At 54.6% G+C, this 14,572-nt stretch carries 12 protein-coding genes; 11 read left to right on the top strand and 1 reads right to left on the bottom strand.

The window, feature by feature from the left end:
* The first annotated feature begins 53 nt into the window (after positions 1 to 53).
* The 11 genes from TH63_RS14525 (at position 54) to TH63_RS19845 (ending at position 13,426) form a co-directional block, all read left to right on the top strand.
* Positions 54 to 1,397, top strand: a complete 1,344-nt coding sequence (locus tag TH63_RS14525; RefSeq protein ID WP_082161704.1) for an alpha amylase family protein — start codon at positions 54 to 56, stop codon at positions 1,395 to 1,397.
* 261 nt (positions 1,398 to 1,658) lie between these two features.
* Positions 1,659 to 3,125, top strand: a complete 1,467-nt coding sequence (locus TH63_RS14520; RefSeq protein ID WP_048921575.1) for a DUF5009 domain-containing protein — start codon at positions 1,659 to 1,661, stop codon at positions 3,123 to 3,125.
* 36 nt (positions 3,126 to 3,161) lie between these two features.
* Positions 3,162 to 5,042, top strand: coding sequence for a sodium:solute symporter family protein (locus TH63_RS14515; protein ID WP_048921574.1), 1,881 nt, complete (start codon positions 3,162 to 3,164; stop codon positions 5,040 to 5,042).
* 4 nt (positions 5,043 to 5,046) lie between these two features.
* Positions 5,047 to 5,733 (top strand): GDSL-type esterase/lipase family protein, encoded by a 687-nt coding sequence (locus TH63_RS14510; protein WP_048921573.1) that lies wholly within the window; start codon positions 5,047 to 5,049, stop codon positions 5,731 to 5,733.
* 128 nt (positions 5,734 to 5,861) lie between these two features.
* Complete coding sequence (locus TH63_RS14505; protein WP_048921572.1) at positions 5,862 to 6,797, top strand: DUF4434 domain-containing protein; 936 nt, start codon at positions 5,862 to 5,864, stop codon at positions 6,795 to 6,797.
* 11 nt (positions 6,798 to 6,808) lie between these two features.
* On the top strand, positions 6,809 to 7,999 hold the full coding sequence (locus tag TH63_RS14500) for an AGE family epimerase/isomerase (RefSeq protein WP_048921571.1): 1,191 nt from the start codon (positions 6,809 to 6,811) through the stop codon (positions 7,997 to 7,999).
* Positions 8,000 to 8,152: 153 nt separating this feature from the next.
* Entirely contained in the window at positions 8,153 to 9,604 is a 1,452-nt protein-coding gene (locus tag TH63_RS14495; protein ID WP_048921570.1) for a carbon starvation CstA family protein, read from the top strand.
* 286 nt (positions 9,605 to 9,890) lie between these two features.
* Positions 9,891 to 10,376: a DUF4112 domain-containing protein gene (locus TH63_RS14490; protein WP_048921569.1), complete on the top strand. Its 486-nt coding sequence runs from the start codon at positions 9,891 to 9,893 to the stop codon at positions 10,374 to 10,376.
* Positions 10,377 to 10,617: 241 nt separating this feature from the next.
* Positions 10,618 to 12,003: a lysophospholipid acyltransferase family protein gene (locus TH63_RS14485; RefSeq protein ID WP_048921568.1), complete on the top strand. Its 1,386-nt coding sequence runs from the start codon at positions 10,618 to 10,620 to the stop codon at positions 12,001 to 12,003.
* Between the two features lie 149 nt (positions 12,004 to 12,152).
* On the top strand, positions 12,153 to 12,881 hold the full coding sequence (locus TH63_RS14480; RefSeq protein ID WP_076606498.1) for an SGNH/GDSL hydrolase family protein: 729 nt from the start codon (positions 12,153 to 12,155) through the stop codon (positions 12,879 to 12,881).
* Positions 12,882 to 12,973: 92 nt separating this feature from the next.
* Positions 12,974 to 13,426 (top strand): T9SS type A sorting domain-containing protein, encoded by a 453-nt coding sequence (locus TH63_RS19845; RefSeq protein WP_053093822.1) that lies wholly within the window; start codon positions 12,974 to 12,976, stop codon positions 13,424 to 13,426.
* 78 nt (positions 13,427 to 13,504) lie between these two features.
* Here the strand turns inward: TH63_RS19845 and TH63_RS14470 are convergent, their stop codons facing one another.
* Positions 13,505 to 14,509, bottom strand: a complete 1,005-nt coding sequence (locus TH63_RS14470) for a DUF6929 family protein (RefSeq protein WP_197088566.1) — start codon at positions 14,507 to 14,509, stop codon at positions 13,505 to 13,507.
* Positions 14,510 to 14,572: the final 63 nt, after the last annotated feature.

The raw sequence follows: 14,572 nt of genomic DNA, 5'->3' as shown, positions 1-14,572 counted from the left end.
TGGAAACCTCCTATTTCCTTTTACCATCACCCGGCACTTTTAGCATAAGGTACATGAGCAAATATTCTTCAGCGGTTCTGGTGTTTCTGGCGATAACTATGAGCATGTGCGGAAAGCCCCAGGCTACGTCTTCTTTGGATAGCGCTGCGGCTGACAAAAAAAATAAAAACCGCAACCTGCTGTACTTTGACGCCACCGCCAATTTCAAACGGTTCTCCTTCCAGGACTCTATCCGGTATTACCTGGTGAAGTCTAAAGACGCGGGCGTGACTGATGTGGTGGTAGACGTGAAGCCTATCTCGGGAGAGGTGCTGTACCCCAGCAAGATTGCCCCGGTCATGAACGAGTGGGCCGGCTTTACCAAAACCGAGAAATTTGACCTGCTCACCGCTTTCATCCAGGAGGCGCACCAACTGGGCATGACCGTGCACGCCTCCACCAATATCTTCGTGGCGGGCCACAACCATTTCAACCGCGGGCCGGTGTACGCAGACCCGGCCAAGAAAAACTGGCAGTCGCTCAACTACACGCCGCAGGGCATGACGCCCATCACCCAGATCAAAACCAAGTACTCTGCAATGGTGAACCCGGCCCTGCCTGAGGTGCAGCAGTATGAGTTGTCTATCTTAAAGGAACTAGTGACGCGCTACCCCAAACTGGACGGCGTGATCCTGGACCGTGTGCGCTATGACGGCCTGGAGTCAGATTTCTCCCAGGCCTCAAGACAGGCGTTTGAGAAGCACCTGGGCAGACCGGTGGCTAAATTTCCGGCAGACATTTACACCTATTCCAAAGACGAGAAGCCGGTGCGCGTGCCGGGCCCGCTGTTCAAGCAATGGGTAGAGTGGCGCGCCAAGGTAATCTATGACTTTGTGTACCAGGCCCGTACCGAACTGAAGAAAATCAACCCCAAGCTCATCTTCGGGGATTATACCGGCTCCTGGTACCCCACTTATTATGAGGTGGGCGTGAACTGGGCCAGCAAAGAATATGACCCTTCGGCCACCTATGATTGGGCCACGCCCACCTACAAAAACTACGGCTACGCCGAAGCTCTGGACCTGTACACCACGGGCAGCTATTATTTTGAGGTAGAGAAGAAAGAAGCCAAAAACATAAATGTAACCACGGTGAACCGCACGGAGGCGGGGCAGGGCAAAGGCACCGAAGACTGGTACACCGTGGAAGGCTCCGCGGAGATGGCCATGAAGATCACCAAGGGCAAAGTGCCGGTCTACGCCGGAGTGTATGTAGACCAGTACAAAGGCCACTCCGAGCAGTTTGTGAAAGCCCTGAAAATGTGCCGCGCCAAATCAGACGGGGCCATGGTCTTTGACATTGTGCACGTGATCAATGAGGGCTGGTGGAAAGAGCTGAAACGAGGCCTCACGGAATAACCGTTTTAGGCCTGTTTTTTAGAAAGCAGGCCTAAAACGGGCAAGGTTTTTCTGTGGCATATTCCCATTAATTGCCATTCCTGCCAAGAAGCTTCTGGTCAACAGCGGGCGCTCTCCACACTGGGCGCTATGTTAGCCAGGGCCGGGCAGGGTGGCAATGATGGGGTCCGCCACGAATAAGAACAAAGGAACAGAACCAGAAAATTAATTGCCAGAAACAAGGAATAGACTACCAGAACCAACGCCTTAAACCACTTAGCCATGGCCGTACTTGCCACCCCAGCCGTAAGCACAAAACCAATTGCCCCAGCTCCTGAAGCCGTGGGCAGGCCGGTGGCTACGCGGGCCTTGGGGCTGGACGCGTTACGGGGCATAGCCATCATTGGCATGGTGTTCTCGGGGGTGTTTCCGCATGAGGCGCCGTGGCCGGGCTGGATGTTCCATGCCCAGGTGGGGCCGCCCAGTTTCACCCATACCCCTGACGTGCCCGGCATTACCTGGGTAGACCTGGTGTTCCCGTTTTTCCTGTTCTCCATGGGGGCGGCGTTCCCGCTGGCAATGGGCCGGAAACTCCAGGAAGGCAAATTACCGGAGGTGCTGGTCAACGTGCTCAAGCGCGGTGCCTTATTAGTGTTTTTTGCGCTCATGATCCGGCATCTGAACTGGTTTGGGTTGCAGGGGCCGGGTTGGGTCAACCAACTAACTTCTTTAGTAGCCTTCGGGTGCTTTTTTCTGGTGTTTATGCGGTTTCCGTCCCTTAGCAGCGTTAGGGCCACGGGGGTGAAACTGATCGGCTTTGCCGTCATCGCCGCGCTGCTCTGGGCACATGCTTTCTACACAGATTTCACTTTTGACAAAAGCCGCAATGACATCATTATTGTAGTGCTGGCGAATATGGCCGTTTTTGGCTCGTTTATCTGGATTGTCACCCAAAACAACCTGCTCTTGCGCATGGGCGCGCTGGCTTTTTTTGCGGCGGTCTGGCTCACCCATGACCTGGAAGGCAGCTGGACCAACGCCATCTGGGGTTTCCACCCGGCCTTAGGCTGGATGTACCAGTTCTCCTTCCTCAAGTACCTGTGCATTGTGTTGCCGGGTTCGGTGCTGGGCGACCTGATGATCAGATACCGTAGTAACCAGGAGCCCGCACAAGAAGAAGGTCCTTCAAAAATCTTGCTGGGGTTACTCTGTCTGTCTTTGATAGTAGTGAACCTGTATGGCCTGTATACCCGCCAGTTGGGCCTGACTTTAACTCTTGATGCGGTATTGAGTGCAGCGGCACTCTGGCTGGTCCGGAAACCAGCCTCCCCGCAGGGCGAACTGTTCCGGCAACTGGTGGGCTGGGGCGTGTTTCTGCTGTTCCTGGGGTTGGCCATGGAGCCATATGGGGGCGGTATCAAGAAAGACCCGTCTTCATTTAGTTTCTGGTTTTTGACCAGCGGCCTGGCCTTTTTTGCCTACATTCTCTGTGACCTGGTCTCTAGTAGGTTCTCGCAAAACTTGGTCTGGAAATCCATTATCCAAACTGGGCAGAACCCTATGGTGGCCTACGTGGCCACGGCTTTCCTGATTTCTCCGCTGCTGGCCCTTACGCACGGGGCAGACGTGTTGGCGGCGCTGCGCGATGTAAATATTTACCTGGGGGTAGTGAAGAGTATCTTTATCACCGGGGCCGTAGTGGCGGCCACGGCCTATACCACACGCAAAGGCTGGTTCTGGCGCACCTAGAACTTGCCCACTAAACGAACAAATTAACTGACTGAAATGAGTTTAAGCGTCTTAGACATCGCTATCATCTTTGCCTACATTGTGGGTATTCTGGGGGTGGGTTTCTACATCTCCAAGAGGGCCTCCAAAGACATGCAGAGCTATTTCCTGGGCGGCAACACCATGAAATGGTACTACCTGGGCCTGAGTAACGCCTCTGGTATGTTTGACGTTTCGGGCACCATGTGGACCGTCATGATCCTGTTTGTGTACGGACTCAAAAGCGCCTGGATTCCCTGGCTCTGGCCAGTCTGGAACCAGGTGTTCGTGTTTGTGTTCCTGGCCATCTGGATGCGGCGCTCAAAGGTGATGACCGGGGCGCAGTGGATCACCTTCCGTTTTGGCGATGGCAAGGGGGCCAAGCTCTCGCATATCATTATTGTGGCCTTTGCCGTGATCAGTGTGCTGGGCTTTATCGCCTACTTTTTTGAGGGGATAGGCAAACTGTGTGTTATCATTCTGCCCTGGGACATAACCTTTATGATAGGTGACTGGGCCGTTTCTTCTGAGCGTTCCTATGCCTTGATCATCTGCGCCATTACCACCCTCTACACCGTGAAAGGCGGTATGTACAGCGTGGTGGCCACCGAGATTCTGCAGTTCATCATCATGACCATTTCCTGTTTTGTGATTGGGTACGTGGCCTACACCTCGGTGAGCGCCGAACAGATCAACGCCGCCATCCCGGCGGGCTGGAAAGACCTTTCCTTTGGCTGGAACCTGGACCTGGACTGGAGCAAGACGCCGTTCCCGTCGGTAAACCAGAAGTTATCTGATGACGGCTTCGGTCTGTTTGGTATGTTGTTCATGATGATGCTATTCAAAGGAATCTTTGCCTCTATTGCCGGGCCCGTGCCGTCTTATGACATGCAGCGTGTGCTCTCGGCGCGTACCCCTTCAGAGGCCGCCAAGATGAGCTTTACCACCATCTGGGTGATGTACATTCCGAGGTACCTGATGGTGGCCGGTTTTGCGGTGCTGGCCCTGGTGTACCTGGTGCCTGAGCTGAACGGTATGGGCGCCAACATGGACTTTGAGAAGATTCTGCCCTTGGCCATTAACAAGTTCGTGCCCGACGGGTTCCGCGGCTTGCTGTTGGCCGGTCTGCTGGCGGCCTTTATGGGTACCTTCTCGGCGTTCGTGAATTCGGCCCCGGCCTATATTGTCAATGACATCTACCGCAAATACATCAACCCCCACGCCTCTGACAAGAAATACGTGCGCCTGAGCATCATTTCCTCTATTGTGCTGGTGATGGTAGGCATTGTCTTTGGGTTTAACGCCGGGTCCCTGAACAAGCTCACGCTCTGGATTACCTCGGCGCTGTACGGTGGCTACGTGGCGGCTAACGTGCTTAAATGGGTGTGGTGGCGCTTTACCGGCTTTGGCTACTTCTACGGCATGTTGTTTGGCCTTATAGCCTCCACCATCAAACTGTTCGTGTTCCCCGAGATTGTGGACATCTACGTGTTCCCGCTTATTCTGCTTTTCTCGTTGATTGGCTGTCTGGTGGGTACCTATATGTCTCCGCTGCCTAACCGCGAGGCCGTGAAGAACTACTACCGCGAGACCCGCCCCTGGGGTTTCTGGGGACCTATCAAGCGCGAGGTCATGGCCGAGGATCCTTCGTTTGTACCGAACAAAGACTTAGGCCGAGATGCTGCCAATATTCTGGTGGGTATTGTGTGGCAGATGGCCCAGGTAGTGATTCCTATCTACTTCATGATCAGGGAGAATTACTACACCGCGGCCTGGGTGGCGGTCCTGATCATTACTTCTGTGTTCCTGAAGAAAAACTGGTGGGACCGCCTCAAGGAGGCCGATGAGGAGTTTGTGAACACGCCCCATAAAGAAAAGGAACTGGTAAAAGTTGGCTAAGCAAATGAAGAAGATACTCATTATAAGCCTGTTGCTGGGCAGCGTGCTTTTCAGTAGAGAGGCGCTGGCGCAGGAACCGGCCAAAATAGACAGCAGCTATGGCGGCGGCCATTACAACATGCGCCTGGACTTTTACCGCAGCATGCCCAACCAGAAAAAGGAGATCGTTTTCCTGGGAAACAGCATCACCGAGGTAGGGGAGTGGCAGGAGCTGATACCGGGCAAACCGGTGGTGAACCGGGGCATCAGCGGGGATGTGGTCTGGGGCGTGTTGGCCCGTCTGGAGGAAGTGCTGGCCTCAAAACCCGCCAAGATCTTCATCGCCATTGGCGTGAATGACATTAAGCGCGGCGTGCCCACGGCGGCCATTGCCGGCGCGTACCGGCGCATACTGCAGCGCGTACGGCAGGAAAGCCCCAAGACCAAGGTGTACGTGCAGAGCGTACTGCCGGTGAACGAAGGCATGCTGGCCGCCATCTACAAGAACATCACCAACGCCCGCATAGCCGAGCTGAACACACAACTGCAGGCCCTGGCCAAGGAGTACCGCTACACCTACGTGAACATTCACCCGGCCCTGGTAGACAGCACCGGCCAACTGGACAAGGAACTGAGTACCGATGGCCTGCACCTGAAACTGGTGGCCTACAGCAAGTGGGTAGCCCAACTGAAGAAAGAGAAAGCGCTGTAGCAGCAAAGCCGTTTTAAGCCTGTTTTTCAGGAAAGAGGCCCAAAACAGAAGTAAAGGCAGTGGTGAAAGAATTGAAGTGAAAACCTTCACTCCTTCCTTCAACCACTCAATCACTCATTGAAAAAAGCATGCAGATAACAGGAACCTTTATAGACGAGATCTCCCATGATATTCCGCACCAGAACTGGGGCCGGGAGGAATGGGACCGTGATTTTGGGTACATGAAAGCGGTGGGCATTGACACGGTGATCATGATCAGGAGCGGCTACCGCCGATTCATCACCTACCCGTCGGCCTTTCTGCAGAAGCAGTACGGGTGTTACGCACCGCCGGTAGACCTGGTGGAAATGTTCCTGGAACTGGCAGACAAGCACGGCCTCAAGTTCTACTTCGGGTTGTATGACAGCGGCCATTACTGGGACACCGGCAACCTGCAGGATGAGATAGACGCCAACCGCTTTGTCATTGACGAGGTCTGGAAACAGTACGGGCACTTCAAAAGCTTTGGCGGCTGGTACCTGAGCATGGAAATCAGCCGCAAGACCAAAGGCGCCACCAATGCCTTTAGAACGCTGGGCCAGCAGTGCAAAGACGTGAGCGGCGGCCTGCCCACCTTCATCTCGCCCTGGATTGACGGCAAGAAAGCGGTGATGGCGGCCACTTCGCAGCTGTCAAAAGAAGACGCGGTGTCCTTGCGCCAACACGAAGAGGAGTGGAGCGAGATCTTTGACGGCCTGCAGGGCAGCGTAGACGCCGTGGCCTTCCAGGACGGGCACATAGACTACCATGAGCTGGAGGATTTCTTCGCCATCAACAAAAAGATGGCCGACCGGTTTGGCCTGCAGTGCTGGACCAACGCCGAGAGCTTTGACCGCGACATGCCCATCAAGTTCCTGCCTATCAAGTTCGAGAAGCTGCGCCTGAAGCTGGAAGCCGCCCGCAAGGCCGGCTATGACAAGGCCATCACGTTTGAGTTTTCGCATTTCATGAGTCCGCAGAGCGCGTACCTGCAGGCGGGCCACCTTTACAATAGATATAAAGAATATTTACAGAGTTTACGCTAATCACAGATTATATGAATCATTATTCTACGCTGTATAAACAGGAGCTGTTGGAGAACGTCATCCCTTTCTGGATGAAGCATTCTAAGGATGAGAAACACGGCGGTTTTTTCACTTGCCTGGATCAATTTGGAAACGTATTTGACACCGATAAATTTATTTGGCTGCAGGGCCGCGAGACCTGGATGTTCTCCATGCTGTATGACAAGGTAGAGCAGAAGCAGGAGTGGCTGGACATGGCCGTGCACGGCGCAGATTTCCTGAAAAAACATGGCCGAGACGCCCAGGGCAACTTCTATTTCTCCCTCACTCAAAGCGGCCAGCCCCTGGTGCAGCCCTACAATATTTTCTCAGACTGCTTTGCGGCCATGGGCTTTGGTGCCCTCTACAAAATAAAGCCCGAAGACGAGTACGCAGACATTGCCCGCCAGACCTTCCAGAACATTCTGGACCGCCGCGAGAACCCCAAGGGCAAGTACAGCAAGGCCTACCCCGGCACCCGCAACCTGCGCAACTTCTCGCTGCCCATGATCCTGAGCAACCTTTCCCTGGAGATGGAGCACCTGCTGGACAAAAGCCAGGTAGACGCACTCATGTCTGAGATTATCTATGAGGTGATGGAGGTGTTTTACCACCCGGAGAGCGGCCTTATTCTGGAGAACGTGTACCAGGACGGCTCCTTCGCAGACTGTTTTGAAGGCCGCGTGATCAACCCGGGCCACATCATTGAGGCCATGTGGTTTATCATGGACCTGGCCCTGCGCCTGGGCGACCAGGCCCTGGTGAACAGAACCGTTGAAATTGCCCTGCACACCCTGGACTATGGCTGGGACAAGGAGTTTGGTGGCCTGTTCTATTTCAAAGACATTAAAGGGTACCCGGTGCAGCAGCTGGAGTGGGACCAGAAATTGTGGTGGCCGCACGTAGAGGCCCTGGTGTGCATGGCCAAGGCCTACGCCGCCACCGGCGATGAGCGCTGCCAGAAATGGTTTGACAAACTGCATGAATACACCTGGGCCAATTTCAGGGATGAGCAGTACGGCGAATGGTTTGGCTACCTGAACCGCCGCAATGAGGTGTTGTTGCCCCTGAAAGGCGGCAAGTGGAAAGGCTGTTTCCATATTCCGCGCGGCCTGTACCAGGTGTACACGACCCTGGAGAACGTGAAGCAGGCGCAGCCTGAGATCACCCTGCACTCCCGCTAAGAGACTTTTGCCCGCGCCTGCCCGGAAAATATTTGGGCGGGCGCGGGCATTTTTTTGTATCTTCCTTTTGTTTTGGGCCTGTTTTAGCCAAAGTAGCCTTAAAACAGAAAGTATCTCCGTTACTCTAGTGACCTGTTCTAACCAGCAAAGTGTATGATCTCGTTCTTCGTTTCTGTTCTTGCGCTCATTGTGGGCTACATGGTATATTCCAAAGTGGTGGAGCGCATCTTTGGGGCTGACCCCAACAGGCCCACACCCGCCATCACCATGGAAGACGGGGTAGATTACGTAGCCCTGCCGCAATGGAAGATCTTCCTGATCCAGTTCCTGAACATTGCGGGCCTGGGCCCTATTTTCGGGGCGGTGGCCGGCGCCATGTGGGGACCTGCGGCCTTTCTCTGGATTGTGCTGGGCTCCATCTTTGCGGGCGGGGTGCATGATTACTTCTCGGGTATGCTGTCTTTGCGCCACGGCGGGGAGAGCATCACCGAAACCACGGGCCGTTACCTGGGCAACGGCATGAAACAGTTCATGCGGGTCTTCACCATCATCTTAATGGTGATGTTGGGCGCGGTGTTTATCATGGGCCCGGCCAAGATCCTGGACGGCATTAGCGGTGGGGCCGGGGGCGGCGTGACCATGTGGGTCTGGATTATCTTCGTCTACTATTTCCTTTCCACCATTCTCCCCATTGACAAACTCATTGGCCGCTTGTACCCATTGTTTGGGGTGGCCATGCTGTTTATGGCCGTGGGCATCTCTTTTATCATGTTCAAAGACGGGCTGCATATCCCGGAGATCACCTTTGACAGCCTTTACAACCAGCATTCCAGCCCAGAGACGTTTCCGTTGTTTCCTATGCTGTTTGTGACGGTGGCCTGCGGCGCCATTTCGGGTTTCCACGCCTCGCAGTCTCCTATGATGGCGCGCTGCATGACTAATGAAAAGCAGGGCCGCAGCATCTTCTATGGCGCCATGATCACTGAGGGCGTAGTAGCGCTTATTTGGGCGGCCATCAGCATGAGTTTCTTTGGCGGCGTGCGGGAGTTGAATGAGACCATGGTTCAGCAGGGCGGAAACGCCGCCTGGGTAGTGAGCGAGATTTCCCATTCTTTGCTAGGAAAAGTGGGAGGGGTGCTGGCGCTTCTGGGCGTGGTGGCCGCTCCCATCACCTCCGGTGACACGGCCTTCCGGAGTGCCCGGCTCATTGTGGCGGACTTTATGAAATCTGACCAGGGTCCCTTCAAAAACCGTATTTTGATCAGTATCCCGTTATTCGCCGCAGGCTATGCCTTGACCCTGATTGATTTTGGGGTGGTGTGGCGCTATTTCGCCTGGACCAACCAATCGTTGGCCACGGTAGTGCTGTGGGTAGTGACGGCTTACCTGATTGAGGAGAAAAAGCAGTTCTGGGTATCTCTGGTGCCAGCGGTGTTCATGACGGCCGTGGCCACCTCTTATATTCTGGTGGCCCCTGAGGGCTTTCAGTTACCGGTCATGATTGCCTACGGCGTTGGGTTCTCTGTGGCCTTACTTCTGCTGGCGTTCACCTTGTTCAAGGTATATAGGTCAAAGCAGGCACCGGCCATGCAATTGGTAAAATAGCCTTAGTTCTTACAGGCAGCGCACTTCCCGTTTTGGGGCCGTTTTTCCAGAAATGGCCCCAAAACGGGATGTGCTGCTTTAAAGGTGGACTAATTGCCTTGCCGCGGTTTCGGCTTTGCCGAAGGCTTTTCCTGAAACCAGTTAATACCTTCTGTTGAGAACTTTGATGTGTAACCGTTCAGGCAGCGATGTTCAGATATAAAAGACCACCAAAAAACCCAGCCAAGACGCCAGGTAATCTAACAGGGCGGTTCTGCGTATGTAGGGGAAAACAGTAACTACTAAAATGGAAACCAAGCTCAATCCCCCTGTAGATGACCGCCTGAAATGGGTGGAGTCAATTTCAAGGCTGCTAGATAATCAGTTTGTGCTGCCTGGCACCAAGTTCCGGTTTGGGTTAGACCCTATTATGGGGCTGCTGCCGGTAGTGGGGGACATGGCGGGCTTTGCCATGTCGGGGGTGTTGGTGATGACCATGGCCAAGCACGGGGCCAGCCGGGCGCTGGTATTCCGGATGCTATTGAACATTGTGCTAGACGCCATCATTGGCAGTATTCCTATCGTGGGCTGGCTGTTTGACTTCGGGTACAAGGCCAACCAGCGCAACGTGGAACTGCTGCGCCGCCATTACCAGGAGGGCCAGTACCAGGGCAAGGGAACGGGCTTCATTGTAGCGGTTCTGGTGGTGTTTGTGGTGGTGTTCGGGTTGCTGCTGTACGGGCTCTGGAAACTGGCCGAGTACCTGTGGCTGTGGGCTTCCTCTGCCTGGTAAACCAACGAAGCCTGAGCAATAGACGATATCTTATAGCGCCGTTTCGGGGCTGTTTTCACGAAAACGGCCCTAAAACGGCTCTTCTTTTTTGGATAGAAAAGCCTTAAGGGATAAGAAATGAATTCCTGAGGATTTAGGATTGTCCACTAACCACTGAAAACCAAGAGCTTTGCGTTTTACGCCTGTTTTGCTGAAATGAGCTTGAAAATGCGTAGCTTCCTACGTTTAACCAATTGCCTTTATGCTGTATTTTCTGCTTAAGACCATCTTTAGGATAGCGTTGCGCGTGTTCTTCAGGCGTTTCACGGTGAACAACAAGCACCTGCTGTTCTCTGAGGGGCCCCTGATTGTGGTATCTAATCACCCCAACACGCTCATGGACCCGGTGGTGACGGCCTCGCTCATGAAACAGGATATCTATTTCCTGGCCAAAAGCAGTTTTTTTAAACCGGGCATCCAGGGGTGGCTGTTCCACCATTTGTTCATGATACCCGTGTACCGCCGCGAAGACGTGGGTGATACAGGCACGGTGCAGAACGATGCCACTTTTGCCAAATGCTATGAGTTTCTGGGCAAAGGCGGCACGCTCATGGTGTTCCCGGAGGGCAACAGCTTTATGCAGCGCCGCCTGCGCCCGCTCAAGACCGGTACCGCCCGCATCAGCCTGGGCGCCGAGGCCCAGCACAACTTCCACCTGGGCCTGCGCATTGTGCCCGTGGGCCTCAACTACTCAGACCCTTCCCGGTTTAGGAGCGATGTGTTTGTGAACGTGGGAGAACCTATTCATGTAAAGGAGTACGCCGAGGCGTATGCCCAGGACCCCTTCAAGGCCGCCCATCTGCTCACAGATCACCTGAAGGAAAGGCTGGAATCGCTCATCATCCACACCGAAACTGAGGAGGAAGACGAACTGGCCCGCCAGATAGAGGCCGTCTACCAGGACACCCTAACGCAGGAACTCCACCTTCCTTCCTCGGCCACCAAAGAACGGTTTAACTTTACCAAGGCGATTGTGCAGAGCATCAAGTATTTTGAGGCCCGGCAACCCGAACGCGTCCATCAACTGCGCACCAACCTGACCGAGTATTTCCAACACCTGGAAAGCGTGGGGCTGGTGCCCGAAGCCTTTAAGAAAGCCCCCGCCAAGCGCACCGTGGCCTGGGGTACAGTAAAAACCATTGTCTACCTCCTTTTAGGCTTCCCGGTGTACCTCTTCGGGTTGGTGCATAATTACCTGCCCTACATTCTGCCGGCCAAAATAGCCCGTTCGCTTACCAAAGACATAGAGTTCTATGCACCTATCATGATGACCGTAGGCATGTTCACGTTTCCTATTTTCTACGCCCTGGTGGGGTGGGCCGTTCACACGTGGCTGGGCTTGTCTGGCTGGGCGTTGGTGGGGTACCTGGTGGCGCTGCCTATCACCGGGTTCTTTGTGCTGCATTACTGGCACCGCATTCACGTAGCCCGCCGCCACTGGATTTTCTTTACCCTGTTTTACCGCCGTACCACCGTGCTGCAAAGCCTCCTGGAAAAGCGCAACCGCCTTATTCAAGAGCTGGAAAAGGCCCGCGCCGAGTTTTTAGCCTCTTCCCAGGAACCCACCCCCGAAACCGAGAAAGCCTGATCAGAAAATAGTCCTTCATCGGGTGTGACCTGCGGTTTCAGCCAGTTGGCCAGACTTACCTGCAATTGAACAATCCAAAGAAGCGGTCTGTTGCGTAAGTAACCCAAAGGGGAGGAGGTTCTTCCTGGTGGTTTCTTTACTTGAACGGTATGCGGTTTCTAGCCAGTGTGTGGTTGCTTTTAGTGAGTATGGTGTTTTTGGTGGCCTGTGATTCTGCCGGGGGCGATGATGCTGATAACCTACCCGCGCCCCAGCCGCCCGCTGGTTCTGGCACTGTTTCCACGTACCTGGCCCTAGGCGATTCCTACACCATTGGGCAAAGCGTGCCCGCCCAAGAGCGCTGGCCCCTGCACCTGGCCAACCTGCTGTCGCCGGAAGGCATTAGGGTAGGGGAGCCCCGCATCATTGCCCAGACCGGCTGGACCACCGCTAACCTCTTGCAGCAGGTTAAGGCCCAGAACCTTCCCGGGGGCTATGGCCTGGTGTCTCTGATGATTGGCGTGAACAACCAGTACCAGGGGCGCAGCCTGGAGGAGTTCAGGACGCAGTTCAAGGAGCTTCTGGCCCTGAGCACGCAACTGGCCCAGAAAGACCCCAAGAACGTGGTGGTGCTCACCATCCCAGACTGGGGCGCCACGCCTTTTGGGGCGGGCTATGACCGGGCGTACATCTCGGCGCAGATCCAGAAGTTTAATGAGGTCATCAAAACCGAGGCCACCACGGCCGGCATAAAGGTGGTAGACATCTATGACCTGTCTTTAATGGTTACCCAAAACCCTTCTTTGCTAGCCCCAGATGGGCTACATTACTCCGGCCTCATGCACCGCCAATGGGCCCAGCGGGTACTGCCTGAGGCGAAAAAGATCTTAACCGACTAATTTTTTCTGGAAAGCTTCATTTTTGGAACGGTATATGTATTAGAGATTTCGCCGCGCTAGCGGACCAGATTCAACCTCTAATGATATCGCGTATGGAAATGAACATGAACGCAGTTGGTGCCTTGTTGTTGGCGGGGTTTTTAGCCATGGCGGGTGCGCCTGTCCAGGCCCAGTCACCGGCAAAGAAGAATACCATCGCCTTAGGCAAAACCCCCGCGGTTAGCCAAGCTACTAAAAATACTACTGCCCCTAAAAATGCCGTGGCTCCGGTTCGTCGCGAGACCCTTTCTGGCATAGACCTGTTCCCGGAGGATAAGAAGAAGGATATTTTCCTGCTTTCCTTCCAGCAGGACATGACCGAAGACGGGGTGCTGGAACTGACCAACTACGCCGGAAAGGTCCTGTACACGAAACCCATCCCGGCGGGTGACCATACCCTGGCCCCTCCTGTAAACATAGGCCAACTGAAAACCGGTACTTACCTGGTAGAGGTGAAAACCCCCACCACCGTGTACTGGAAAAAGATGCGCGTGCGCCTGAAGTAATTATCCCTCAATGAGTAGCAGAAAGGCCTGCGGAGAAGTTTCTCCGCAGGCCTTATTTTTTGCCGTCACCGTATGCGGCTACCAGTTAAATTCCAGCACAATCAGCTCTGAGAAACCGTCGTCATTGTCGGCCACGGCCACGGCGGTGAGGTTGTGTCTGTGTTGGTTGGTGATGCAGATGGATTCTATCTTGCTTTTATAGGCGCCGCCGCCTTTCTCCGTGATGGGTACCACCACCTCTGGGGTAGCGGGCTTAGCCGAAGGGTGCGGGTGCGCCAGCAGCCAGCCTACCATGCTGCCGTAGACTTCGCCGTCCAGCACCGCGTTAGGGGTTTCCTCGGCGGAGGCCGTGAACAAGAGTTTTCCGCCCAGCGCCGGGGCCACGCCCGAGAAACCGGTTTTTATCCGTGCAATATCGGGCAAGGCCCAGGCCTGTACCGTGGTAGGTTTAGGGCCAGGCGCTTTCCCCAGTAAAAAAGATTCTATGGAGGAAATGGTGTAGGTGATGAGCACGTTCTGGCCCCCCGGGGCGTACCGCTGCAACAGATACAGGTATTCTTCATCGGCCCCCAGGCCTTCAATGTTAAGGGTGGCCTGGCCGATGATGTTTTTGTCAGCGCTTAACTTTCCGTAGAGTTCTACCAGGGAAACGCTTTTAGGCTTGCCCGCGCCCTTGGGGGTGATGGGTATCAGGTAGGCAGTGTTGCGGGTGCTCATGGACCCCGACCCCATGATGAGCAGATACGGGTCGCCTTCCAGGTTTACCTGGGTCATGGCCTCCAGGTCGGGCTTGACCGGTTTGGGTATGCGGCCGTTCACCACGGCGTCAGAATCCAGGAGTAATATTTTCTGGGTGACCTCAAAGGCCTCGTTCAGGCAAAACAGGTACGGCGAGTCATCCCCGATGATATAGTACCGGTCATTCACCTTCTCAATGCCGGAGGCCGAAGGGATGGTAGGCAAGGACACTTTTCTGGTGATCACCGCCGCCGGTGGCTCCTGGTTGGCATCTGAGGAAGAGTGGCAATTGGTAAGCAGAGCGGCCATTGAAAGCAGGGTGCAAAACTGAGTGATACGGTTCAAAATTTCCATGGTAAAATGAATGCCTGGGGCAGGAGCCCACGTAAAGCCAACTTCGCTGCCAAG

Source organism: Rufibacter radiotolerans, assembly GCF_001078055.1.
In the GTDB taxonomy this organism is placed as follows: domain Bacteria; phylum Bacteroidota; class Bacteroidia; order Cytophagales; family Hymenobacteraceae; genus Nibribacter; species Nibribacter radiotolerans.
Note: the sequence above shows the minus strand (reverse complement) of the source record. Positions and strands in the feature narration are given on the sequence as shown.